This window comes from Veillonella absiana, from assembly GCF_032970865.1.
In the GTDB taxonomy this organism is placed as follows: domain Bacteria; phylum Bacillota; class Negativicutes; order Veillonellales; family Veillonellaceae; genus Veillonella; species Veillonella absiana.
In genome coordinates, this window is sequence record NZ_JAWJZB010000004.1 from 35,505 (window position 1) to 62,244 (window position 26,740).

Annotated in this window: 21 protein-coding genes and 1 pseudogene; 19 read left to right on the forward strand and 3 right to left on the reverse strand. The window is 42.2% G+C overall.

Annotated features, from left to right (window positions below):
- Positions 1-6: 6 nt before the first annotated feature.
- Positions 7-882, forward strand: a complete 876-nt coding sequence (hisJ, locus tag RVY80_RS03980) for a histidinol-phosphatase HisJ (RefSeq protein WP_317329741.1) — start codon at positions 7-9, stop codon at positions 880-882.
- Between the two features lie 110 nt (positions 883-992).
- Here the strand turns inward: hisJ and metF are convergent, their stop codons facing one another.
- On the reverse strand, positions 993-1,856 hold the full coding sequence (gene metF, locus RVY80_RS03985) for a methylenetetrahydrofolate reductase [NAD(P)H] (protein ID WP_295189498.1): 864 nt from the start codon (positions 1,854-1,856) through the stop codon (positions 993-995).
- Between the two features lie 196 nt (positions 1,857-2,052).
- Here metF and RVY80_RS03990 point away from each other — a divergent pair, with 196 nt between their 5' ends.
- The 12 genes and pseudogenes from RVY80_RS03990 to RVY80_RS04050 all read left to right on the forward strand — a co-directional run bounded on the left by RVY80_RS03990 (position 2,053) and on the right by RVY80_RS04050 (position 15,842).
- A complete protein-coding gene (locus RVY80_RS03990) occupies positions 2,053-2,979 on the forward strand; it encodes a LysR family transcriptional regulator (protein ID WP_295189495.1) in 927 nt (308 codons plus the stop codon).
- Positions 2,980-3,381: 402 nt separating this feature from the next.
- A pseudogene (hisG, locus tag RVY80_RS10270) lies at positions 3,382-5,176 on the forward strand (ATP phosphoribosyltransferase).
- 145 nt (positions 5,177-5,321) lie between these two features.
- Positions 5,322-6,599 carry a histidinol dehydrogenase gene (gene hisD, locus RVY80_RS04005; protein WP_295189486.1) on the forward strand — a complete coding sequence of 426 codons (1,278 nt, stop codon included), beginning with the start codon at positions 5,322-5,324 and terminating at the stop codon, positions 6,597-6,599.
- Positions 6,600-6,699: 100 nt separating this feature from the next.
- Entirely contained in the window at positions 6,700-7,299 is a 600-nt protein-coding gene (gene hisB, locus RVY80_RS04010; RefSeq protein WP_317329743.1) for an imidazoleglycerol-phosphate dehydratase HisB, read from the forward strand.
- Positions 7,299-7,910: an imidazole glycerol phosphate synthase subunit HisH gene (gene hisH, locus RVY80_RS04015; RefSeq protein WP_295189480.1), complete on the forward strand. Its 612-nt coding sequence runs from the start codon at positions 7,299-7,301 to the stop codon at positions 7,908-7,910. Before hisB ends, hisH begins: the two co-directional genes overlap by 1 nt.
- A gap of 2 nt (positions 7,911-7,912) precedes the next feature.
- A complete protein-coding gene (gene hisA / locus RVY80_RS04020; RefSeq protein WP_295189477.1) occupies positions 7,913-8,728 on the forward strand; it encodes a 1-(5-phosphoribosyl)-5-[(5-phosphoribosylamino)methylideneamino]imidazole-4-carboxamide isomerase in 816 nt (271 codons plus the stop codon).
- A 1-nt stretch (position 8,729) separates the two neighbouring features.
- Positions 8,730-9,488 carry an imidazole glycerol phosphate synthase subunit HisF gene (hisF, locus tag RVY80_RS04025; protein WP_310746129.1) on the forward strand — a complete coding sequence of 253 codons (759 nt, stop codon included), beginning with the start codon at positions 8,730-8,732 and terminating at the stop codon, positions 9,486-9,488.
- 169 nt (positions 9,489-9,657) lie between these two features.
- Positions 9,658-9,978: a phosphoribosyl-AMP cyclohydrolase gene (hisI, locus tag RVY80_RS04030; RefSeq protein ID WP_295189472.1), complete on the forward strand. Its 321-nt coding sequence runs from the start codon at positions 9,658-9,660 to the stop codon at positions 9,976-9,978.
- 113 nt (positions 9,979-10,091) lie between these two features.
- On the forward strand, positions 10,092-10,418 hold the full coding sequence (gene hisE, locus RVY80_RS04035; protein WP_295189469.1) for a phosphoribosyl-ATP diphosphatase: 327 nt from the start codon (positions 10,092-10,094) through the stop codon (positions 10,416-10,418).
- A gap of 12 nt (positions 10,419-10,430) precedes the next feature.
- The gene (hisC, locus tag RVY80_RS04040) at positions 10,431-11,504 is read left to right on the forward strand and encodes a histidinol-phosphate transaminase (protein WP_295189467.1); all 1,074 of its coding nucleotides are present in this window, start codon (positions 10,431-10,433) and stop codon (positions 11,502-11,504) included.
- A gap of 437 nt (positions 11,505-11,941) precedes the next feature.
- The gene (locus RVY80_RS04045) at positions 11,942-13,777 is read left to right on the forward strand and encodes a carbon starvation CstA family protein (protein WP_317329744.1); all 1,836 of its coding nucleotides are present in this window, start codon (positions 11,942-11,944) and stop codon (positions 13,775-13,777) included.
- A gap of 409 nt (positions 13,778-14,186) precedes the next feature.
- Positions 14,187-15,842 (forward strand): translocation/assembly module TamB domain-containing protein, encoded by a 1,656-nt coding sequence (locus RVY80_RS04050; protein WP_317329745.1) that lies wholly within the window; start codon positions 14,187-14,189, stop codon positions 15,840-15,842.
- 224 nt (positions 15,843-16,066) lie between these two features.
- On the opposite strand, the gene RVY80_RS04055 is transcribed toward RVY80_RS04050, so the two are convergent.
- Both RVY80_RS04055 and queF read right to left on the reverse strand, forming a co-directional pair.
- Positions 16,067-16,645, reverse strand: coding sequence for a copper amine oxidase N-terminal domain-containing protein (locus tag RVY80_RS04055; protein ID WP_295192418.1), 579 nt, complete (start codon positions 16,643-16,645; stop codon positions 16,067-16,069).
- 17 nt (positions 16,646-16,662) lie between these two features.
- Positions 16,663-17,160 (reverse strand): preQ(1) synthase, encoded by a 498-nt coding sequence (gene queF / locus RVY80_RS04060; protein WP_295191205.1) that lies wholly within the window; start codon positions 17,158-17,160, stop codon positions 16,663-16,665.
- A gap of 142 nt (positions 17,161-17,302) precedes the next feature.
- On the opposite strand from queF, the gene RVY80_RS04065 reads away from it, so the two are divergent.
- From RVY80_RS04065 to RVY80_RS04090, 6 genes are all read left to right on the forward strand, one after another.
- The gene (locus tag RVY80_RS04065) at positions 17,303-18,115 is read left to right on the forward strand and encodes a hypothetical protein (protein ID WP_317329746.1); all 813 of its coding nucleotides are present in this window, start codon (positions 17,303-17,305) and stop codon (positions 18,113-18,115) included.
- Between the two features lie 711 nt (positions 18,116-18,826).
- The gene (cysK, locus tag RVY80_RS04070) at positions 18,827-19,741 is read left to right on the forward strand and encodes a cysteine synthase A (protein WP_295191211.1); all 915 of its coding nucleotides are present in this window, start codon (positions 18,827-18,829) and stop codon (positions 19,739-19,741) included.
- Positions 19,742-19,765: 24 nt separating this feature from the next.
- A complete protein-coding gene (gene epsC / locus RVY80_RS04075) occupies positions 19,766-20,383 on the forward strand; it encodes a serine O-acetyltransferase EpsC (RefSeq protein ID WP_295191214.1) in 618 nt (205 codons plus the stop codon).
- Positions 20,384-20,399: 16 nt separating this feature from the next.
- Complete coding sequence (locus RVY80_RS04080; RefSeq protein ID WP_295191217.1) at positions 20,400-20,543, forward strand: hypothetical protein; 144 nt, start codon at positions 20,400-20,402, stop codon at positions 20,541-20,543.
- 324 nt (positions 20,544-20,867) lie between these two features.
- Positions 20,868-23,696, forward strand: a complete 2,829-nt coding sequence (locus tag RVY80_RS04085) for a DEAD/DEAH box helicase (RefSeq protein ID WP_317329747.1) — start codon at positions 20,868-20,870, stop codon at positions 23,694-23,696.
- Between the two features lie 32 nt (positions 23,697-23,728).
- Entirely contained in the window at positions 23,729-26,737 is a 3,009-nt protein-coding gene (locus tag RVY80_RS04090; RefSeq protein WP_317329748.1) for a DUF4268 domain-containing protein, read from the forward strand.
- The last annotated feature ends 3 nt before the right edge of the window (positions 26,738-26,740 follow it).

The following is a 26,740-nucleotide window of genomic DNA, read 5'->3' on the forward strand; positions in this document are numbered from 1 at the left end:
TACAGAATGAATATACAACAAGAACGTCATGTGGTAGGTTACAATCGTTACCGCAGTCGTTTAGTGGATGGACATACGCATACAGAATTATGCCCACATGGCAGTGGGGACCGTACGGCATTGATGATTGAGAAGGCCATTGAATGCCGTATTGAAAAGATTTGCCTCACTGAGCATGCACCATTGCCAGCGAATTTCATCCAAGAATATATTGGGGATGCAACGGCTCTACAGACGGCAGCATTACAACGCAATCAAGTGGATACCTACTTGGAATTAGGAGGACAATTGCAACGTATCTATGGGTCTCGTATCGATATTTCCATTGGTTTCGAAGTTGATTTCATACCAGGATTCGAGGCAGATACACGTGATTTCCTAGATCAATATGGTCCGCTTACAGAGGAAAATATTTTGTCCGTTCATTTCATGGATGGTGTGAATAATGGATTCTGGTGCGTTGATTATAGCGAAGGGGAGTTTGAACGCGGTTTCGGTCCATGGCTCAAGAATCAATCTGAACTGTACTTTAAATATTTTTCCCTTATGCGTCAAGCGGTAAAAACAGATTTTGGTACTTATACTCCACAACGGATTGGCCATCTTGATTTGATTAAGAAATACCAAAAACATTTTGGCTTTAACGAACGCCTTGATCGTCGTAGCCTTCAAGTTGTTTCCGATATTTTGCACATTCTCCGCGGCCAAGGACGTGAATTAGATTATAATTTCGCGGGCTTATTCAAATCCAACTGCCAGGACATGTACCCAAGCCGATTCATCCAAGGCATGGCTTATGTGATTGGTGTTCCTTATGTGTTGGGGTCTGATGCACATGGGGTGAAGGACTTGGAGAAAGTTTGGATGCAAAAGAATAACTAGTAATGTTGGTTATTATAGGATTACAATAGCGTAATATAATTGATATATTTTGTGAAATTTACATATAAATAAAAGAAAGAACCGAGCTAATTGTGGCTCGGTTCTTTCTTTTACTCTCTAAACAACCATTTCGTTGCATTATGAATGTATTTTGCTGTTTCAGAGCGGTTCATAATATATAAATGGATACCTGGCACGTCTTGTGTTACGAGGTCCACGATTTGGTCAATGGCGTAGGCAAGGCCGGCTTCGCGAAGGGCCTCCGGGTTGTGTTCGTATTTGTTGAGGATGGCCTTGAATTTACGCGGTAATTTTGTTTCATTCATGGATACGAGGCGCATAGCCTGGCGTTGGTTTGTAATAGGCATAATGCCTGGGATGATTGGCACATCGATGCCGGCGATGCGACATTTTTCTTGGAAATCAAGGAAAATATCGTTGTCGAAGAATAATTGTGTAATGAGTTCGTCACAACCTGCATCAACTTTCTTTTTGAGGTTCTTAATATCGTCTACGGCAGAGGCTGCTTCAGGATGGATTTCTGGGTAGCAAGCGCCAGTGATTTCAAAATGAGGGGCAATTTTTTTAATATAGGTTACCAAATCGCTAGCATAGGTAAAATCATTCACTGGTTCCATGTCAGGTAATCGGTCTCCACGAAGGGCTAAAATTTTATTGATGCCAGATTCATCTAGTCGTGTCACGATGTTGGACACGTCTTGTTTTGTCAGATAAATGGCTGGTAAATGGGCGATGGCAGGGATGCATAGATTATTTTGCACATGCTCTGCAATTTTGGTTGTCGTGTCGGCGACGTTATTGTTTTTTGTGCTGTACGTTACGGAAATGGAATCGGCCTCCAAATCCTTCAAATCTTGGAGAACTTGGAATAAATTGTCTTCCCCCACTTGTGTTTTGGGAGGAAATACTTCATAGGATAATGTAGTTTTACGTAAGGGATTTGTCGTTGTCATATATGTGCCTCAATACTAGTTATGTATTATGAATGAGTATGGTGAAAGTGTCTTAATATAAACAATATCCATATTCTAACAAGATGAGAATTGATTGAATAACTTGTATTCTATATACATTGTTATAGTTATAAACTATAATATATATTGGAATAGAAAATAGCACAGTGCTAACAAATAAAATCAGGAGATTCACATGCGTATACAACAATTATTATATTTAGAACAAATCGTTAAAAAAGGTTCCATCAATGAAGCGGCGAAGGAGCTGTATTTAACGCAGCCGAGCTTGTCCAATGCCATTAAAGAACTGGAAGAGGAAATGGGTATCCAAATCCTTTTGCGTCAACGTAACGGCGTATCCCTCACCGAGGAAGGTCGTGAGTTCATGATGTACGCGAAACAGATTCTGGATCAAATTAATTTGATGGAGGAAAAATATAAATCTAATTCTCCGCGAAAACAATTGTTCTCTGTGTCGGCCCAGCATTATGCGTTCGTGGTACATGCCTTCGTTAAACTGGTGAAAGAAACGGGCGGTCAAGAATATCAATTTACCCTACGCGAAACAGAAACACAAAATATTTTGGATGATTTAACGAGCTTTAAAAGTGAGCTTGGTGTCTTATATTTAAATGATTTTAACCGTAAGGTTATGGAAAAACTATTTAAGGAAAAGAAATTAGAATTCCATCATTTATTTACGGCTAGCCCTCACGTATTTGTGAGCCGCGATAATCCATTGGCACAACAGAGCAGCCTTACACTTGAGGATTTAGAGGATTATCCATGTTTGTCCTATGAACAAGGTGAGGAAAATTCCTTCTATTTTGCAGAGGAAATCTTGAGTACTTTGGAGCATCGCAAGAATATTACCGTATCTGACCGTGCGACGATTTTTAACTTGATGGTCGGCCTCAATGGCTATACTATCAGCTCCGGTATCATCAGTAGCGAATTGAATGATGATAAAATCATCGCTATTCCTTTAGAGGTAGAGGATGAAATTCATATCGGTTACTTGAAACACCAACAAATAGAGCTTTCACCAATTGCAGAAACCTATTTAGAATTGTTGAAAGATAATATTGAGGAATTTGGTTTTGCTGTGGCAGATGAATAAATAGACTGTAGATGAGTTGGTTGATCTCAGTACATAGAGCGCTGATTACTGAGGTAATTGGCGCTTTTGTGCATTCTAGTAGCGATAATAGCTGCACATTAGGCGTGAGTAATCCGCGCATATTGGTAGATATGGTACAGGATGTATTGAAAATCATATACTGTGTTTGTATGCGCATAGTAAAGATTACATAAAAACCTAATTAATAACTGTATTTTTGTTGACATATGGCACAGATAGTTGTAATATTGGTTCATCACTTTAATACGCTAAATAAATAAAGGAAAGATTATCGTATTAAAAAGCATAGAAAATAGATCGTATTTAGAACTGAATTATATAGTATTAAATGCATAGATTCTATCATTGTAGTAGGCACTATTGAGGAATAAAGAGGGACATATGATACGTAAACAATTGCCACAGGGGTTCCGTGATGAATTCGGGGCACTGGCACAGAAAAAAGAACAAGTAAGTCGCTATTTGTTGACGGGCTTTCACAAACGAGGGTACACAAAAATCTCTACACCATTGATGGAGTACAAGGATGTATTTGATGGGTATGTATTAGATAGTCAACAAGGGGTGTATGAATTTGTGGACACGGCCACAGGAAACCTTGTGTTGCGTCCGGATTTGACGCTACCTATTGCACGATTTTTGTCTACCACAAAGGTGAAAATGCCTAAAAAATTCTATTATTTAGGAGATGTGTTGGCACTCAATCAAGAGCATCGTGGTAATGCGAACCAAGTGACACAAGCCGGCGTTGAGCTCGTTGGATATAGTTCCATCAAGGCGGAGATTGAATGTATGCTCATCATCAGCCGCGTGAATCGCGAATTGTTGGGCGGTCGCTTGTACTTGGAATTGAGCGATGCGAGATTTGCAGAATCCATTGCGGAGGCATTGGGATTAACAGCGGATGAAAAAAATGCGTTATTTAATGCATTATTTTATAAAAATCTACCAGTTTATGATACATTGATTCAACAATACGAAGGGAATGCATTGTATCCATTTCTAGAATGTTGGCCTCGTTTATTTGGTTCTGTTGAGGAAATTCAAGGCGAATTGGCTCGCATCATCTTACCGATGACGGCGCAACGTATTGTAGATAATGTATTTAATTTGGCGCAGACAGTGGAATCTATTTCTGGACAGCAAGTACGCATCGATTTTAGTAGTAAGGCACCACAAGATTACTACACAGGCATCACGTTCCGTGGCTATGTGGATGGTGTGGCCTCTTATATTGTCAGCGGTGGTCGTTATGATCAATTGTTGGCGAATTTTCAAGAACAGCCTGAATGTGCAGTGGGAATGGCCTTTGATATCGATGTATTAACTGCAGTGGCGGACATCGACGAATCACAGTACGACAAGGCTCTCGTATATTTTGAACAAGAACAATGGCAGGCGGCTCGTGAGCTTCTTGAAAGCAATGACGAGTATAGCGTGGCCATGGCGGATTCTTTAGAGGATGCACGCAAATTAGCGAAACAAGAAGGTGTACAGTTAATGATAGTTTCAGCGGAAGGGGTGAAGGTAGATGCTTAAAATCGCGTTAACAAAAGGTCGTGTTGAAGAACAAGCGATTCCATTATTAGAGGCCTGTGGCATCGACTGCGAACCTCTGCGCAATAAAAAACGTAAACTTGTCATCCCATTGGGGGATGATTTAGAGGTCATCTTGGTGAAAGGCGGCGACGTCCTCACATACCTTAACAATGGTGTTGTGGATCTTGGTATCGTCGGTAGTGATGTGCTAGACGAACAACAAAATGTAGGCTATGAATTGCTAGATTTAAAAACAGGTGTATGCCGATTCATCTTGGCATCCTTGGCAGAATACAATCCTGATGAGGGCCGACGTCAAACTATCGGTACAAAATATCCGAACATCACGAAAGAATACTTTGCTAAGCAAGGCAAGGACGTGGAAATTATTAAAATCGAAGGTTCTGTGGAACTAGCACCACTCATCGGCCTAGCTGATGCTATCGTAGATATCACGGAAACAGGCACCACACTTCGTGAAAATAATTTGAAAATTTTTGATTGGTTGCGACCAATTTCTACACGCCTCGTGGTTAATCCATTGGCATTAAAACAAAAACGTAATGAAATTTTCCCATTGGTGAACAAAATGAAAGCCACCATTGAGGAACGTGAAGCGGCTAAAAAAGAAGCGTAGTGTGCTGTGTGTTTAGGGGTTTTCACAAGAGAAAAAGAGACGAACATTTATATAAAAACGCGACGTGAGAAATCGCAGATATACAAGCGTTAAACGCTAATACGTAAGGCGACGTGGTCGCTAGAGAAACGGATTGAGGTAGGACATGAAAATTTATCGTGAATCATTAGAAAAAATGATTGAAATTACAACTGAGTATACGAGCCAAACTACGGACATGACCATTGAAAAAACGGTGTATGACATCATTCAAGACGTTATTCAAAACGGTGATGCAGCACTTCGTGCGTATGGTGAAAAATTCGACAAAGTAACGGTAGAGAATTTGAAAGTGGATCAAGCGGACATCGACAAAGCCTATGATTCCATTCCTGAAGATTTGAAAGCCGCATTATTAAAGGCAAAAGCGAACATCACTGAATTCCATGCACGCGAAAAGGAACAAGGTTTCGTTGATATGGATACACCAGGCATCCTTCGTGGTCAAAAGGTAACACCGTTGAAACGCGTGGGCCTCTATGTTCCTGGCGGCACAGCAGCGTACCCATCCACTATCATGATGAGTGCCATCCCAGCGAAAATCGCTGGCGTAAAAGAAATCGTTATGGTTACACCTCCTCAAAAGGATGGCATTGCACCAGCTGTATTGGCAGCGGCAAAAATCGCGGGCGTTGATGCGGTATACCAAGTAGGCGGTGCCCAAGGCGTAGCGGCATTGGCATATGGTACAGAATCCGTTCCTAAAGTAGATAAAATCGTTGGTCCTGGCAACATCTTCGTAGCCACTGCAAAACGCCAAGTATTCGGTCAAGTATCTATCGATATGATTGCGGGCCCATCCGAAATAGGTATACTCGCAGATGACAGCGCTAACCCTGTTCACCTCGCAGCAGATTTATTGTCCCAAGCAGAACATGATGCGCGGGCTCGTGCTATTTTGATCACAAATAGCGAAGACTTGGCTAATAAAGTATCTGACGAAGTAGAACGTCAATTGAAATTGTTGCCTCGTGAAGCCATCGCTCGTCCTGCTATCGAAGAACGTAGCTTTATCGCTATCATGGATAGCATTGAAGATATGTTCACATTGATGAACGAAGTAGCGCCTGAGCATTTGGAAATTCAGTTGCCAGACCCAGTACAATATATGAGCATGGTGGAAAATGCAGGCTCTGTATTCCTTGGTCAATATGCGGCGGAACCATTGGGAGATTACATCGGTGGTCCAAACCACGTATTGCCTACAAGCGGTACGGCTCGATTCTCCTCACCTCTTGGGGTGTATGACTTCGTGAAACGTACGTCCTTCATGCAATTCTCTAAATCTCGTTTAGAGGAATTGGCTGGTCACATCACAACATTGGCGCGTACCGAAGGTCTGGAGGCGCATGCTCGTGCTATTGAAGTACGTTTTGAAAAATAAATTGTATCGCGCTCGGCCGTTGATGCTCATTCATCAGCGACTGTGCGCATTGTATACCGCAGAGAAAATGGTGCGTTAATTAGCATCATGTGAGGTTTTTATGACGACAACAACGAATCGTTGCGCGCAGGTGCAACGGACAACGGCAGAAACAGATATTTTAATCGACCTTCAACTCGATGGCAACCAAGGCATTTACGTGGAAACGGGCATCGGTTTCTTTGACCATATGCTCCATCTATTTGCGAAACATGGCCGTTTTGGTCTCACTGTGAAAGCCAAAGGCGACACGTATATCGATGCACATCATACCGTTGAGGATATCGGTATTGCCCTCGGAGAGGCCTTGGTAAAAGCGCTGGGTGACAAAGCCGGCATCGAGCGTTATGGTGATACATGGGTGCCAATGGATGAGGCGTTAACACAAGTTGTCATCGACTTGAGCGGTCGTCCATTCCTAGTATTTAAAGGCGAGTTCCAAATACAATTGTTGGGTAATTTTGAAACAGAATTGGTAGAGGATTTCTTCCAGGCCCTAGCTTTCACAGCGAAAATGAATTTACATATCCGCAATGAATATGGTCGCAACACGCACCACATTATTGAAAGTATGTTCAAGGCCACAGGTCGTGCATTGCGCAAGGCCGTGACCATTAATCCTGAAATCGAAGGCGTGAATTCCACGAAAGGTGTGATTTAATGATAGCCATCGTTGATTATGATGCGGGGAATACGTTCAACGTACAAAAGGCCTTTGCTCATCTTGGCGTGGATACTGTGTTGACAGCGGATCCAGAGGTCATTTTGAACTCTGACGGCGTAGTGTTACCTGGTGTAGGCGCCTTTAAGGCGGCTATGGATACCTTGGTGGAACGCAAGCTCGTGGACGTGTTAAAACAAGTAGCCGAGAAAAATATTCCATTATTGGGTATTTGCTTGGGGATGCAATTATTGTTTGATTCCTCCACAGAATACGGCCTTACAGAAGGCCTTGGCCTCATTCCAGGCACCGTAGAGGCACTACCGGCTGATTTAGGTCTCATGATTCCTCATATGGGTTGGAACCAAAATCTTGTGAAAAACCACAGCAGCATTTTCGCTGACGTAGCGGATAGAGAATATACATATTTCGTGCATTCTTATTATGCGAAATGCGATGACCAATATATTACAACTACAGCCGATTATGGTGTGGATGTGCCAGGCATCGTGGAACGGGATAGTGTATATGGTATGCAGTTCCATCCGGAAAAAAGTGCCCATGTAGGCCTTAATTTACTCAGAACCTTTGTGGAACGGACGAAAGGATAACTATGATTTTTCCAGCAATCGATTTACAGAACGGTCGTAGTGTGCGTTTGTACAAAGGCGACTTTGAAAAAGAAACTATTATTAATCCTGATCCAGTGGACCAGGCACAGCAATATGAAGCAGCTGGCGTGCAGGCCTTGCACCTCGTCGATTTAGACGGCGCCAAGGCGGGCAAACCAGTGAATACAGATGTGGCGAAACGCGTGCGTGCAGCCTTTTCTGGTATTTTGGAAATTGGCGGCGGCATTCGTGACGAAGCAGCTGTGAAATTATATATGGATATGGGCATTGACCGTATCATCTTGGGTTCCGTGGCTTTGAAAAATCCAGAACTCACTAAAAACCTGCTCAAAACCTATGGCGGTGAAAGAATCGTTATCGGCGTAGATGGCTTTGATGGCAAGGTGGCTACGGAAGGTTGGCTTGAACAATCCGACGTAACTATGAGTGCGCTCATCTCCGTTATGATGGAGGCCGGCGCAAAACACTTTATCGTAACGGACGTAAACCGTGATGGCACTATGCAAGGTGCGAACGAGGATTTGCTTGAAAGTTTACAAAAGGAATTCCCTAATGGCAATATTATTGCCTCTGGTGGTATCCGTAACGCTGACGATATCCGTTCCTTGCAATCCAAGGGCATCAAGGATAGCGTGCTAGGTAAGGCGTTATATGAAGGTACCATTACCCTTGAGGAAATTGCTGACATGAACGTGGCTGAGCAGCAAGCGAATAATGCAACAAATGCAACTGCTAATAGCGCAACTAATGCAGCTGGTGGTAATGGCAAATTAGACGCAAGTAAGGCGGTGGATTGATATGTTAGCGAAACGAATCATTCCATGCCTCGACGTAGACAACGGACGCGTTAAAAAAGGCGTAAATTTTATCAATTTGGTGGACGTAGGCGATCCAGTGCAAATTTCTGCATCCTATGAGGAGCAAGGCGCTGATGAGCTCGTATTTTTAGATATTACCGCCACAACAGAACGCCGCGATACCTTCAAGGACGTGGTCATGGATATTTCTAAAGAAGTATTCATGCCCCTAACCGTAGGTGGTGGTATTCGTACCGTTGAAGATATGCAACATTTATTACAAGCTGGGGCGGATAAGATTTCTTTGAACTCTGCGGCGTTGGCGAATCCAGAACTCATTCGTGAGGGGGCTCAAAAATTCGGTAATCAATGTATCGTCGTAGCCATCGACGTGAAAACAGATCCTGTGACGGGGCGTCGCTATGCCTATACGCATGGGGGCCGAAAAAAAACGGAACGCCTCGCCATTGAATGGGCGAAGGAGGCCGTATCCCTTGGTGCTGGCGAATTGCTCGTAACGAGCATGGACAAGGACGGCACAAAATCTGGCTTTGACATCGACCTATACCGCGAGCTTGGCGACGCCGTTGATGTGCCAATCATCGCCTCTGGTGGTGCCGGTACGCTACAACATTTCGTAGACGTATTTGAACAAACCAAGGTAACAGGCGCTCTGGCAGCCTCCATTTTTCACTTTGGTGAAATGACCATTAGCGATGTGAAATCTGAATTGCGTAAACACGGAATTAGCGTTCGTTAATATGATGAAAGCTACGCAACAGGTTCACGTTTTCAGCATCATACTGATGAACGGTAATCGTGAGGCGTAGCTTTCGCAAGCGAATTCATAGCAAGTCAGCATTAAACTAGCAGTAAATATACTGCTGAACTGTTACGGCGCTTTCAAAAAATAGATGTAAGGAGCAACAATGAATCCTGATTTTAAAAAGGGCAACGGCTTGCTGCCAACGGTGGTGACCGATGCAAATACAAAAGAAGTGCTCATGGTAGCATGGATGAACGAAGAGAGTTTCAAAAAGACAAAGGAAACAAAGGAAACTTGGTTCTGGAGTCGTTCTCGTCAAGAGCTATGGCATAAAGGTGGTACGAGCGGTAATGTGCAACGCGTGGTGCGCATGGCGCTAGATTGCGATCTAGATACATTGCTCGTAGAGGTTATCCCTAATGGACCAGCGTGCCATACGGGGGCGACGAGCTGTTTCTTTAACGAAATTCCGCTAGAAAAATAATACGAGGCTTATAAACGCGATTTCCTTAATGCTGTGAGAAAATCGTTGTAACATAGCCTGACAATATATTGATGAACAGAGATGTGAAGTAACTTTCACAAAACGAGGCCATTATGAACGGACAAGAATTGAACGAATTATACGCAGTCATTGCGGACCGCAAAGCCAATCCAAAAGAAGGTTCCTACACGAATTATTTATTCGACAAGGGATTGGACAAAATCTTGAAAAAAGTGGGCGAAGAAACCACAGAAGTTGTGATTGCGGCCAAAAATACAGATCCACAAGAGGTTATCTACGAATCTGCTGATTTGTTGTACCATTTGTTGGTATTGCTCGTGGAAAAAGGCATCCCTTACGAAGCCATCACAGAAGAATTGGCGAAACGCGAAGGCCTTGTGAGCAAAACAACGGATCGACCAGAAATCGACAATTTATAAAGGAGGCCAACAATGAAGGAAATTATTGGACAGTTAAAATCCTATGTTCCTGAGGAACCATTGGAATCTGTACAAGCACGATTGGGCATCGATAAATTGGTGCGTTTATCTGCGAACGAAAATCCTTACGGCACATCACAAAAGGTGCGTGAGGCCGTATTAGACTATGTGGCAAATAACGATGCCAATTATTATCCAGATGGTTATGCCGCGTCCTTGCGACAAGCCTTGTCGGAACACTGGGACATTCCGGGCGATCAATTTGTTATCGGCGTAGGGTTAGACGAAGTGATTTCCTTGGTAAGCCGTACGTTTTTATGCCCTGGTGATAATATTTTGGTGAGCACACCAGCGTTCTCTGAATATGCTTTGAATGGTCTCATTGAAGGTGCTGAGGTGAATGCTGTACCATGCCAACCGGAAACAGGACACTATGATTTCCCAGCTCTATTGGCGGCGGTGAATGACAAAACTCGTCTCGTATGGTTCTGTAATCCTAATAACCCAACTGGTACCTATGAAACAGTAGAGGACTTGCGTAATTTCATCAGCCAAGTGCCAAAGAATACTATCGTTATCATCGACGAAGCCTATATCGATTTCGTTACGGATGTGCCAGTGCCAACAGCGATGGAACTTCTTAAGGAATTCGATAACATCGCCATGATGCGGACCTTCTCCAAGGCCTATGGATTGGCAAATTACCGCGTAGGCTACATGATTATGTGCCAAGAATTGACGAAATACGTACAAACTATTCGTTTGCCATATAATTTGAATAGCGTGTCCCAAGTGGCAGCGGAGGCTGCTTTCAAAGACGAAGCATTTTTGAAAGACACCATTGAGAAAAATCGTGTGCAACGTGACAAGTGGGAAACTGTCCTCACAGATCTAGGAGTGAAGTTCTTCCACAGCCAAGCAAATTTCATATATATGCAAATTGATGAAGCCATTGCCGAAGAGTGGCTCAAGGTTGGTTATCAAGTACGTAAAGGTTTACAACCTGGTTGGTTACGAATTGGAATCGGCAATGCAGAAGATTGTGATAAGATGCAAACTGTATTGCGCCAATTCTTAGGTAACTAACAATATAGATATAGCTTGAATTCTATAGAAAATACAAAAAGGATGATCCCCAGTGTATCATCCTTTTTTATATGTCCTTGCATGATTGTAGATAAAGAAATTCTATAAAGTATCGTTGTTGTTCTCAAAAACTCATACATGCTGTGTAAAATTATATGTGTATAACTTGATGTAATACTATGTATAAAATTTACAAATATACAGTTGACATAACAACGATTAAGTTTACAATAAAGGTACAGATGGTCCTATTTGACATAAGTATGCCATTGGGAAGTAGGACCGCTGGACCGCACCAGCGTATTTTATGATGAGGCCCAGATTTGTGTTCCCTAGTCGCGACATTGTAGATGGTGCACTTAACACAGATGCTTTATTAGATTTTATAAACCGTGCTAACCACCTTCGATGTTGCAGAAATCTTGGAGGTGGTTTTTGTGGTAATGAATGGGATTTATCTAGTTATTGCCTCAGCCTGCATTTTGATGTTGGCGTACCGATTCTATGGGGCATTTGTAGCAGCAAAGGTATTAACCTTGGACCAGTATCGTCCAACACCTGCTTGTGTACATGACGATGGTCATGACTATGTTCCAACAAACAAATGGGTGACATTTGGTCACCATTTCGCCGCTATCGCCGGCGCGGGTCCTCTCGTAGGCCCAGTTATTGCAGCACAATTTGGCTATTTACCAGGGGCATTATGGATTTTAATCGGTTCCGTATTTGCCGGTGCTGTCCATGATATGGTTATTTTATTTGCATCCGTTCGTTATGATGGTAAATCCATCGCCGATATTGCGAAGGAAGAAATCAGTAATTCCGCTGGTATCGGTGCCATGTTTGCCACATTGTTCTTACTTGTTATTACATTAGCAGGTATGGCCGTAGTAGTAGCGAATGCATTGCATAACTCCCCTTGGGGCTTCTTCTCCGTTAGTATGACGATTCCAATTGCGATTTTCGTTGGTGCTTACTTACGTTGGATTCGCCCAGGTAAAATCCAAGAAGGTACTATTATTGGTGTATTGTTGATTTTCGCAGCTATTCTTGGTGGCCCAGTCGTAGCCGCTTCTCCATATGCATCTTGGTTTACCTATGATTTGAAAACTATTGAAATCATGCTTGCTGTATATGGTTTCTTTGCAGCTGCATTGCCAGTTTGGTTATTGCTTGCTCCTCGTGATTATTTATCTACATACCTTAAAATTGGTACTATCGGCGCATTGGCACTTGGTATTATCATCGTAATGCCAGTTATCCAAATGCCAGCAGTTACCCCTTATCTTTGGGGTGGCGGTCCTGTATTGAAAGGTTCCGTATTCCCATTCATCTTTATTACTATTGCCTGTGGTGCTATCTCTGGTTTCCATACAGTTATCGCAACAGGTACAACTCCTAAGATGATTACTAATGAAAGAGAAATCTTGCCTATCGGTTATGGCGCTATGTTAACAGAAGCGTTCATCTCCATGATGGCATTAATCGCAGCTACTGCATTACATCCAGATGATTACTTTGCAATCAACAGTACTGCTGAATCTTTCAAAGCCTTAGGTTTGCAAGTTCATGAATTGCCAGCATTGGCAAACATGGTTGGTGAAGATTTGATGCACCGTCCTGGTGGCGCCGTATCCCTTGCAGTTGGTATGGCACATATCTTCTCTAAATTGCCTAACATGGATCATTTAATGGGTTACTGGTATCACTTCTGTATCATGTTCGAAGCTTTGTTCATCATGACATTGATCGATGCTGGTACACGTGTAGGTCGTTATTTGTTACAAGAATTGCTTGGTCAATTCTACAAACCTTTAGGTAACGTTCATTGGCAACCTGGCGTATATGGTTGTGCTGCTCTTATCTGCGTACTTTGGGGCTACTTAGTTCTTCAAGGTAACATCGGTACCATTTGGCCTCTATTTGGTGTATCTAACCAATTACTAGCCACAATGACATTAGCCGTTGGTACTACCGTAATTATGCGTCTTGGTCGTAAACGTTACGCATGGGTAACCGGTATTCCATGTATTGCGTTGGCTATTATCGCTATTACAGCAGACTTTGAAAACGTAATGTACAACTACATTCCTGGTCAAAAATGGATTCTCGTAGCCTTCAGTGCAGCGATGTTCTTGATGATTCTCATCGTATTAATTGAGGCCATCCGCAGCTGGATTCGTCTATCCTCTATCCCTCAAGATTACCGTACACAAGCCGATTTCGAGGCTGAAAGCTTGAAAAAATACGGTGCTCCTAAGGTGAATGCTTAATATCCATATTCATATATAGTTAATTTGCACACCACATATGACATAATGGGTTGAGCGTAAGATATATTGAGAGAGGGTTCCTAACAACCCGATTTTGATTGAGAAAAAACATATAGAAATAGGTTCTATCAGATAGTCTATCGGAACTGGTATTGTTGATATAATACTGGTTACGCTATCAATGATAGAACCTTTTCTTTTGGTGAAAGCTGCAATTAGGTGAAAGCTACCATTAGGTGAAAGTTCGGAAAGGTGAAAGCTAATTTCACAGGTAGCACATTTCTGCATGGATTTCCTCTATGGTTAGTTGTTTTAAAATGTTCAATTTAATGTGGTACAATATAATATTATTACTATACTTATTAAATCCCGATGATAGTCAGCATTACAGGTGCTTTCACAAACGATTATGATACAAAAACTACGAAGCATAGTCCGATGGATTATACGAAAAGTACAACAGAATAAACGAGGCTTCAAGGTCGTCCTTGGCATTGTGTCTGTTGCCATCGTAGTCATTGTGGCGCTAGCGATGCTGGCCAGTCGTGGGGCAGGGCTCATATTCAATGAGGTAATGGCTCGACAAACCATGTTGAATGGTACCGTTACGGTAGAGTCGATTCATGCCACGCCTTGGGGCAGAGTTAGTTTTACGGAATTGAACTGGACGAATGCGCAAGGTGAAACCATTTTAGAGGTACCTAGCGGTAGTTTCCGTGTCAATCCTTGGGATGTGATTACCAAGAATTTCAAGGCCGCTGCGTTGCGTGAATTGACACTAGAGGATGCGATTATCGTTGTAGATATGGACGATAACATGCGTTTGGATTTTACGAAACCATCGCCAGATGTAAAGAAACCACTCAATGAAGTGTCTCAACAACCTGTGCCACCTAAAGCTTTGACCGAACGCAAAACGACGGAGCAACGTGAGGCAGATATTGAAAAGCGCGTTCGTAACTTTAACTGGAATGGCCAACATATGGATTTGAAAATCTATTTGGAAAATTGCCAATTAGAGGTCTTTCAAAAAAATCGTCATTATGTCATGACAGATATCAATACGGAAATTGATTTGGATAGTGACAAGGAATTGAAACTCGATTTTTCTGCCGGTAAATTCGGTGGTACAGCTATCGGTGAAGGTATGAAAATTAAGGGCACTATCGATTTACGAGGCGTTAAACATCAAGAATTGCCGACCTTGAATATGCAGGTCCACATCCTTGGCGTAGATCCATCTTCATTAGGATTTGGGGATAATATCCATGATCCTATGACACTGCATGTAGATGCAACGGGTACATTGGCGCATCCTGTGGCAGATGGTCGCGTATCTATGCCGGAACTACACATCCCGGCGTTGACGTTCACCCAAGTTATTGGTGATGTGCATTATGATGCAGGCGATTTGGAGTTCAAGAGCGTATCGGCAAATGTGTATAACGGGACGCTCGAGGCTCATGGCCAGTATAATATCGATACTAGGGCCTATACATTCTATGGCGAGGCTAGTGGGCTCGACAGCAGTATCGCCCTCAAGGAGGATGATTTTGTGGTGCCTGTCAATGTGACCATGACCTTTGAAAGTAAAGGTGCTCGTCGTGATCTTCGTGTATGGGGCGAATTTAATTCCGATGAGGGGCGTTATATTCTGATTCCTATTAAATCCATTACTGGTAAGTTTAGTAACTATCAGCGACATTTAGCATTTGAGGATGTAAAAATTCATCTTAAATACACCACAATATCCACAGATGCCCTTCGTATCGATGACGGTGAACTGACCATGGGGGCTTTAAATATCACCTCCAATGGGGGTAGTAATTTTATCTTCCATGAATCAGATTTCGATACTATAGGCGATGAATTTGATAATATCAGCAATCAAGGCAAGGCGGCCCAAGAGAATAGTAAACGCATGTCGAATGACATGAAAGGTCTGTCGGAAGGTATTAAGCGCAACAAAGATGACTTGGATGCCACAAAATCTGGAATCGATGATGTAAAAGATAGATTCGATGCCATATCGGAACGCATAGGGAACATCAAGTTCAATAAGTAGTTCTGTGCCGTATATGGCTAAACCATAAACAACAATTATATTCCTCTCATATGTGCTACCCCAATAGATAGCTAGCCTTTTTGCTCCTGACGGCAGAGCCGAATGTCGCTGCAAAGGCTAGCTATCTATTGGGGATATGTCATCTATGGCGGAAGTAATTGTTGTTTATTACGTTTGGCGAGTATCGCTACTTGTAATAGAACTAGCTTATTGAACGATATACCCTATTGGTCTGGCGATACTGGCACGGATGTACCGCTATCCATAATATAGGATCTTTGCGGTGCAATATAGATTTCATTGCCTTGCACAGCTACATCATTGAGCAATAATTCAAATGCTTTTGGAGATACATACATTACGCCATTTTTTAATTGGGCAGCAGGCATGTAGTCTTCAGACAAATTGAGATTAATGACATTCAATTTCCCGTTACGCACAATAGTGGCCTCGTTCGGTTTCACCAGCAAATTGCTAATAGAGCCTTCGATGACAGCTGTTTGCGTATCGGCCTGCCAGGACACTTTGTTACCTAGTGCTTCGGCCACTTGACGAAGTGCTACGAGCGGTTGGTCATTAACGTAGATAATTTGCGCTTGCCCTTCCATAGGCATTAATAATTTACCATCAATATTGATATGGTGTTTTGTTGTAACGCTGGCAGGATGCTCTAAGTTACGAGCAGGCAATTGTGGTTCAAATCCGATTGCTGCGTGAACAGGTGCTTGGATACCAGCAAAGCTCGTGATAGCGAGAGCGCCTAACAAGCAAGCTGTTAGAATAGATTGTTTTGGTGCTTTCATGAGTGAAATCCTTTCGATTAGCGATACGCTACGCGTTCAGGTTGCATATCGTGGAAGTGCAAGCGTTCTTTGGCTGTTTTTTCCCAATCTGTACCTGGTTTACCATAGTTTGCAAATGGGTCGATGGATAGACCACCGCGTGGTGTGAATTTGCCCCAAACCTCGATGTACTTAGGATCCATGAGGGCAATTAAATCTTTCATAATGATATTAATGCAGTCCTCGTGGAAGTCGCCGTGGTTGCGGAAACTGAATAAATAGAGTTTCAAGGATTTACTTTCCACCATTTTTTTGTCAGGCACGTAGGAAATGTAAATCGTCGCGAAATCCGGTTGCCCCGTCATTGGACAGAGGCTCGTGAACTCAGGGCAATTGAATTTAACGAAATAGTCGTTGTCCGGATGTTTGTTGTCGAATGCCTCAAGCACTTGTGGTGCGTAGTCCGTTGGATAATCTGTATTGTGGCCCAATGCTGTTACGCCGGCCAATTCTGCTGCTGTTCTGCCGCTGCTCATATGTACCTCTTTCTTGGAACGTATTATAATAGATATATTATTTGCTATTGTGAAAGTTAGATTTTCTCTATAAATTATATCTTAGATAGGGATAAGGGGCAAATGCTGTTCCGCGATTGCTTTGATGAAAGGAGGCTGTAACGTGATTGATCTAACCGGTGTCGATATAATTGGCTGGGCTTGGAAGCTTTTCGGCATGTTGATTTTCTTTGAACCTCATGTACAAAGTTATACGAATACATTATTGGAACTACATACACAGGGCCGAATTCAACAAGAACAGCACAATCAAGAGTTACTGGCTGATGGCAAGGCTCGATGTAATTGGCGTCATTATCTTCAGCTAGTGAGACGGTGTATATCTATTTTTACAACTGCCATAGTCTTTTGGCTGTTACCGGGCATATTTGTGTATTTCCTTGGATATCAGTTATTCTATAAACTTATAGGTACATCTGTTGTGTCGCATCTTTCACCAGACAGTTTTGATATGATTTGGTTTGTTGCCAAGAATTTCGTTAGAGTAGTGCTGGGATTGTTTATCATTCAACTGGTGGGACTCGTCGATATTTCGCATCCGCTAAGAACCTATACGTTTTGGCGTAGTCATATCAAGGACGGAACCATAGCGCGACCTATACTAGAACAATATATAGAGCGTAATCCGAATGGATTCATTAGCTATCTACTCACATGGGTGCTCATTCTCACTAACACCTGGCGAAGCACATGGGGCTATGGGCTTAGCGTAGTTATATGTTGTTGGGTGCTATTCCCCTTGAGTAATCCCTTGGTGTCTATGATCGAAGGATTCTTTTTAGGGCTAATAGTATGGCGTGTATGTCGACGATATATGCCAACGACCGGTTCTGTGAAAGTGCAGTGGATTGGCTTGGTGTTGAGCCGAATGATGGGTATCTTGTTACTAATCTTAGGCATGATTTATGTACGGTGAACATGTATAATGGAACATTTGGATGTATGCGCAGGACAAATCAACTGGAAAGCCCAACATTTATAAAATAAATTTGTATATACAACAAAATATTTAACCGTTATAAACCCTTGATTATTGCGCATTATAGCTATGGTTTTCTTGACAATAAATATCCCAAGTGGTACAGTATGATTATATAAAATAAACAATAGTGCATTTGGGGTAAACAAAATACAAAATGTATGTTAACTTTCACAAGATGACATAATCCCCGATGTATGATACAAACGATGACGAGAAAAGTACATGTATAGCGCTGTGCCTAGAGAGTTCTGATGGTGGAAATGAACGATAGACTATATATGGAAGTGCATCTCTGAGTTATTCTCGTGAACTCTATGGGGCTAGCGTGAATCGGGTGGCCCGTTATAGCCAACTGACATATGGGTGTCGGATTATGCAAATAATTGCGCAACTGTGTTGCGTTGATGTTGCCACAACTGAAAATAACTCATTTTGTCAGACTGAGATTTTCACTAGTGCTCTGGTGAAAGTAATCAAGGTGGAACCGCGACTATCGCCCTTGGGATTTTCCTGAGGGCGTTTTTTATTTATGTCATACTAGAATCAAATGCGTATATAGTATAGATATTAGTAGATATCTAGGCATAACAGCAGATTATTGTATTCAACAATACGCATTATGAGCGTTAAGAAAAGAGTGATACCATGGCTATTACAACAAGTTCTACTATCGAATTGATCGGCAACACACCAGTCTATCAATTACCAAATACAAATATTTATGTAAAATTAGAAAAATATAATGTTGGCGGCAGCGTGAAAGACCGCGCTGTGCTTGGTATGCTTCGTGCAGCTAAGGAGAAAGGCCAAATCAAAGACGATAGCATCATCGTAGAGGCTACGAGCGGTAATACAGGCATTGCTCTTGCAATGGTGGGCGCAGTGCTTGGCATTAAAACGGTCATCATCATGCCTGAAAGTATGAGTAAAGAACGTCGCGAATTGATCAAAGCCTACGGGTCTCAACTCATTTTGACACCAAAGGAAACTGGCATGAAAGGTGCGTTAGCGAAGGCTGACGAAATCTTGGCGAATTATCCAAATGCGTTTACGTTGGGCCAATTCGTAAATCCAGCGAACCCTGAAATCCATTATGAAACTACAGCTGTTGAAATCTTGGAACAAGTACCGAATGTCGATGTATTCGTGGCTGGTATCGGCACAGGTGGGACTTTCACAGGCGTGACACGTCATTTGAAAAAGGCTCGTCCGTTCATTCAAGCGGTAGCAGTCGAACCGACTGGTTCCCCGGCGATTTCTCAAGGGCAAGGGGGGCCGCACAAAATCCAAGGTATCGGCGCTGGATTTATTCCAGAGAATTTCGATCGTTCCTTGATGGATGACGTGCAAACCGTGTCCGACGAGGAGGCATTCGCACAAATTCAAACGTTCATGCGTGAAAGTGGCATTTCCATCGGTATTTCCGCAGCGGCTGCTGTGGTGGTGGCAAAACGTATCGCCGCTGAGCGTCCAACACAAAATATCGTTGTCATTGCACCAGATGGGGTTGAAAAATACCTATCCATGCTCGACTTTGACAATGTAGAACATGTAAAATAATCCAATCGATGAAAGTAGGAAGTTATGAAAGAACTTTGGGGTAAGATTAAATATAATATTCAGCGTGTTATGGATTCCGATCCAGCTGCGTCGAATGTGTTCATGGTATTGTGGACCTATCCGCATATTACAGCACTATTCTGGCACTTCTTTGCCCACCGTTTGTACAAGGCAGGCTGGCCAACATTGGCACGCCGTGTTGCCTTGCATTCACGGCATGTAACGGGTATCGAAATTCACCCTGGCGCGACCATCGGTAAAGGTCTGTTTATCGACCATGGCATGGGCGTTGTTATCGGTGAAACCGCTATCGTTGGTGATAATGTAACCCTGTTCCATCAGGTAACCCTTGGCGGCATGTCCTCCAAGAAAACGAAACGCCATCCTACTATCGAGGACAATGTACTCATCGGTACAGGTACAAAAATCCTCGGGGACATCACCATCGGTGCACGCACGAAAATCGGTTGTAACCTTGTTGTAAAACATAATATCCCAGCCGACATGGTTGTGTTCGAAACCGACCCAGAAAATATGTACATCCGTCGCCCACGCCGCGATTTGCATGTGGTCAATGGCAAGAAAACAGATCCTGTGGCTGAGAAAAAATTGCCGGATAGCTATATTGAATACTATATTTGATAGGTGAGTGGTGAATATGGAAAATCAGAGCATTCCAATTCTTGAAGATTTAAGTGAGAAAGACGTTGATCTTATGATGGCAAAAGGCTATATAGAAGCACTGCAGGGAAATTCATATGATATTGATGCGGTGTTTGAAGAATTGGAAAAGGACCTATAATATAAAAGTTTAGTAACTGTAATTTTAGAATATAGAATTCAGGTAAAAGCATCTACGGAATAAGTAGGTGCTTTTTTTTATCAAAGTTAGGTAATCTTTGATGTGGGTTTGTGTTTTACTCTATCATAGCGGCATAGTTTTTGATTATAATAACAATAGATGTGCTAATTACAGAATTCAAATACATGTAAGTTGAGGAGTTTTATGATAACGGGTACAATTAAAAACAAAGTCGATAAAATTTGGGATGATATCCATGCTGGTGGGTTAACAAACCCGTTAGCGGTTATCGAACAGTTGACATAATTGATGTTCATTCGTTCTTTGGATGAAAAAGAACTTGAAAAAGAAGCATTAGAATCCATGATGGGCTCATCGGTGGATGATAAAATATTCCCACAATCTGATGTGGGACAATCTATGCGTTGGTCCAAGTTCAAAAATATAGTGATTCTTCTAAATCAGTTGTATGGAGGTGATGCGCTGGTAAAATTGTACGCAGGCTCTGTTTTTTCCAGTACTGGAAATCATCAAGGCCTGAAGCAAATTAATGCCAATTACACCGAACTCACAACATTTGAACGTATCTTTGCGCAATACAGAAATGATTATTTGACAATTCCGGCAGACACAGAAAAACACTTTTTCAGTTCTCAGAAGGAAGCGTATGACCATCTTAGCGACCCATGCTTTAGTTATTCTGGCCCGACCTCGATGGGGAAATCTTTCATCATGCGAATGTTTATCAAGGATGAAATCGTCTTGCAAGGGGCCAAAAAGAACTATGCGCTAATTGTGCCAACTAAGGCTTTGATTAACGAAGTGCGAAGTAGTGTCATCAATGACTTGGGCGTAAATTTGGAACAGCATGATTATCATGTGGTATCCGCTGCAAGTGACGTGGCTCTTGAAGAAAGGCATCATTTTATATTTGTTTTGACACCTGAGCGGTTGCTCTATCTATTGATTAGCAAACCGGATATTGAAATAGACTATTTGTTTTTAGATGAAGCACATAAGCTGTCTGGTAAAAACAGTCGAGGCCCATTTTATTATAAAGTGGTAGATATGCTGCTCAAGCGAACACATAAACCACACTTTATATTTGCTTCACCGAATATTCCGAATCCACAAGTATACCTTCGCCTCATGAATGACATTATAGGAAATGGGGATGAAAACAAGCTGGCTTCTACATATTCGCCGGTTATTCAAGTGAAATTTTTGATGGATTTTGTTGGCGGACAAATTGATGTATATAATGAGAAGGCTGATAAGCAGGTAAAAATTGCCGACATAAAACAGTCTGGCGCAAAACTTAATGATATGCTTGTTCTGTTTGAAGCCAAGAACCTGAGAATGCCACCAGAGGATAGAACGCAGACAATAGTATATTATAATGGTCGAGCAAGGGCCATTGCCGCTGCAAAAGAATATACCAATTATGCTGGTATAAAAGAGAAAAACGACCCTGAACTGAATGCGCTATCAAAGGATATCAGTCAGGAAGTTCATGGAGATTATTATCTTGCCGATATGATAAAAAAGGGCGTTGCATATCATATCGGTTATCTTCCAGCGTCCATAAGGACAAGAATAGAGAAGCTGTTTCAAAGTGGACACATTACCATTATGTTTTGTACCAGTACGCTACTGGAAGGAGTTAATTTACCAGCAGATAATCTATTTATCACAGACACCAAGATTTTCCGTCGCCAGATGAGTCCTGTGGATTTCAGAAACTTAATCGGACGCGTTGGTCGTATCAGTTATAATTTGTATGGAAATGTGTATTTTGTTTCTGAAGAAAACTCTGTAACGCCTGAGACGTATGTTGAAATGCTGCAGACGCCGGTTCCAGAACAGGAGCTTTCGATTGTAACAAATCCTGACGTCCTGAAAAAGGTTGAAAAGAAGTATATTGTTGATATTCTGAAAAGTGGCAGTTCTGTTATACCGCAACGCACGAACGAGGATGGTAAGGAACTACAGTCAGAAGAATCCTATGTTATGATGCGTAAATTTGGACTGATTCTCCTGCGTGACATTATGGAAGATAGAGATAGTCTTGTTCGCAGGGAATTTTCGGATTTATTAACACCAGCTGAAGAAGATGGTATTAGAGAAAAATTCCAAGGGGTGCCAACACTACCGGATGATGACATTAATACTTCGGTTGACCAAACAAAAAAACTTATTATTGCCATCAAGGACGGCCTTAGCTATCCAGAGTGCCCGAATGGCAAATTTGCCTATCCCGATGTAATTGAATTTTTGAACAAGCTATCAAAAATTTTTGATTGGGAGATATATGAAAAATCGTTCCTGGGGAAGGAATCTCTTAGAAAATGGTATGCCGTCATTCTGTGCCAATGGATGGAAGGCACCGGACTCAGCTATATCATGAAAAAAGCAATAGAGTACAAGAGAGACCACCCAGACAATTTCCGTGTGTCTGCATACCAGCCACCAACAACATACAATGACCGTTCTAAAGAACATAGAAATGTTGTTTTTGCGGATACGCTTGAGGTAATTGAAAATGTTATTCTATTCAGTATATCGAATTACTTCTTGCGCTTTTCAAACGAATACAAAAAAATTCATCAGGTAGATGAATTTGAGAACAACTGGTATGAGTATGTTGAATTTGGCACGACCAATCCGCTTACTATACTATTGCAGAGAAATGGCTTCACACGTGAAGTGGCAACCTATATTCGAAATCATCAGGATGAATATGTAGTTCATGATGGAAGCACTGGCAAGCTCAAGCTAAGAGGTTCATTACTCCAGTGCGGAAACACAAGTGTGGAGTCCGAGGCCTTTGATATCAAGTATAATGTACCAGGTCTGTTTGTTGATGAAGAACAGGATGATGAGCAACTTTCGATGGTACGTACTATTCAATGCCCAAATTGTCTCATTGAATTTGAAGTGGATTTGGAAGAGTACATTTGGGATTCCAGCAGTTATGAAAAAGAGAATGGAATGGGGCCGGATGCTGTTCATAGCTTTGATACAGAGCATTCGTGCAGATGTCCTTATTGCAATAGCATCATTCGAGTATCTGGCTGGATTCGAGAATATCCGATAGGGGCCTACGATTCTGAAGATATCGATTTTCAGGTGATTGAAGACGACGAGGAATAAGGAAATAAGCATTGTGGAATGGAGGAAGCCAAATGAAAGGCTCAGAAGCTAAAATGACAGGGTTTATGGAAGGTGCGGACAAGCGCTTTGTAATCCCTGTGTATCAGAGAAAATATGACTGGAAATATGACAATTGCCGTCAGTTATATGAGGACTTGAAAAAGATTGTTCAAGATGGGAGAAGCAGTCACTTTTTTGGCAGCATTGTTTCTGCTGTTGTTCCCAACGGCAGTAAAATTGAGTACCACATTATTGATGGGCAGCAGCGCCTTACCACCATTAGCCTATTGCTTTTGGCGATTCGAAATCTTATCGCACAGGGCAAGGTGACGACAACGGATGACAAGCTGGATGAGCAGATAAGCCAGAGATTTCTTGTGTCACCGTGGGCCAGTGAAGACGACAGAATCAAGCTGCGTCCGGTAAAGAGTGATAGAGATGCACTTGCAAAGCTGTTCGGTGATGAGGAAGATTATGACGGCAGCTCGAACCTGACCATCAACTATCAGTTCTTTTATGAAATGGTAGAAAAAGAAGAAATCCCGGTGGCTGATTTGTATGCGGCCATTGGGAAACTTGAAATTATCAGTATTACCCTTGACCAGGGTGACAATGCACAGTTGATTTTTGAAAGTCTTAACTCCACTGGTTTGGCTCTAACCGAAGGTGATAAAATCAGAAACTATGTGCTGATGGGCCTCCCTGCGCAAAATCAAACAAAATACTATGATACCTATTGGGCGAAAATTGAAAAATGCACAGCCAATGACGTGAGTGGATTTGTTAGAGATTATCTCAGCATTAAGCAGCAAGTGACGCCTACTGTGAGCAATGTATACCAGTCGTTTAAGAGCTATTCCGAGACTGCAGCATTACCGGTGGATGTCTTGCTGACCGACCTTCTGCGATACGCCAGATTTTTTGAAAAACTTTTGACTTGTAAGAGTGGTTTGAATGAACAGAAACTGGACGATTGCCTTTATCGTTTGATGCGACTGGCGATTGTTGTTACAAGACCATTCCTTATGGAAGTGCTCCGTTTGCATCAAGATAGCAAAGTTACCACCGATGATGTTTTGAAGATATTCTTGATAACCGAGAATTACCTATTCAGGAGAAATATCTGCGAAGTACCTACGAATGCACTAAATAAGATATTCCTGAATTTGAACAAAGAAATTATTCGCTACGATAACACAGCGGACAATTATGTGGCCAAGTTTATTTATGCGTTACTGTCCAAGATGGAAAGCGGTCGCTTCCCGGATGATGATGAATTTGCGGCTGCACTTGCTGAAAAGCAGGTATATCAGATGCGTGGTAAATACAAGGCATACTTATTTGAGCAATTTGAAAACTATGGTACCATCGAGACCAAGGATGTATACACGCACTTGGATAATAATGTCTATACGATAGAACACATTATGCCGCAGCATCTTACTCCGGCATGGACTGAGTCCTTAGGTGCAGATGCGGCAGAAATACACGAAGCATGGCTTCACCGGCTGGCTAACCTGACATTGACTGGCTATAATCCAAATCTGAGCAATAACACCTTTACGGAAAAGCGTGATGCAAAAGACGGTGGTTACAAAGTCAGCGGTTTGAAGATGAATCAGAAGATTGCGACAAAATCGACATGGGGATTGCCAGAGCTTAAAGAGAGAAATGAGGAAATGGTTAAGCTGGCTATGGAGATTTGGGCATGTCCAGAAACCGCTTTTGTTCCTGCAGAGAAAGAATTTGATTCGTGTACGCTGGACGATGAAAACTATGACCTCACTGGGCGTGACATTGCCAGATACAGTTATTTGACAACAGAGCAGCCGGTTACCAGCTGGACTGACATGTTTGAACACGTTGTAAAATTCCTGCATCAAAAAGACAAGTCTGTCCTCACCAGCCTGGCCTTTAGCTCTAAGGATAATACCGAGCTTGCTGCCTATGTAAGCAACGATGAATCAGGCCTAAGAAGCGCTTTGAAAATAGATGGCAATGTGTATGTGGAAAAGAATACAAGCACCGCAATGAAGATTTCTATCCTTCGGAGAATTTTTGCACTGTACGAGGCAGACCCTATGGACTTGGTATTCTACCTGAAGGATTCCGAATCAAAGAAAACTTCCGATGCAAGCAGATATGAAATCAGAAGGCGCTATTGGGAATATGCGCTTCCAATAATTCAAGCACAGCATGTTCATCGAGGAACCTACAGTAATTGCACGCCAACAACATCCAATACCGAGTCGGGATTTTTTGGCATTAGCGGTTTTAATGTTAGTTGTATCGCAAATTACGACAATGCACGAATTGATTTCTATTTGGGCAGCAGCGATACAAAGAAGAATAAAGATGCGTTTGATTTACTCTATAGCCATAAGGATGACATTGAGGAAGAACTCGGCATTTCGCTTGAGTGGGACAGAGCCGATACCTATAAAGCATCTTGGATGTGCTATGCCCTGAATGGCGTAAGCATCACCAACGAGGCTGATTGGCCACGGATGGCAAAGTTCCATGCAGAATGGAGCGATAAGATTTGTGGAGCTATGTTGCCATACCTTCAAGATGGCAGCAGCATGCGCCTTCAGAATATTGCCGGAGCCTTTCGTGAATGGGCAATGACACGCTCTGACGTTGATTTGAATATGGCAAAATGCAATCGTACTTATACACGTTTCACTACACCGGGAATGACTGCAATTCTTCCAGATTTGCTGGATGCACCAAGTGGATGGAACACCGACAATCATTACTTTTATGAAATCATCAATCGTAATGGGAAAGAGGCTTATATCCAGTTTGCAATCAGCTCCAAGAATATTACGGATGAATTCAGAGCAATCTGCGACAAGATAAATGCAATCTACCCGGCAAAGATGGGCAAAGAAGAATGGCTGTGGAGAACACCATTTAGGACATCCAATATAAGCATACCGGAAGATTTATCCCAAGATACGATATTTACAAGTCTTGATTCATGTTTAGATGAGATACTCGCATTTGAAACAGACTTGGCAGAAAAAATGAAGGTCTGATTT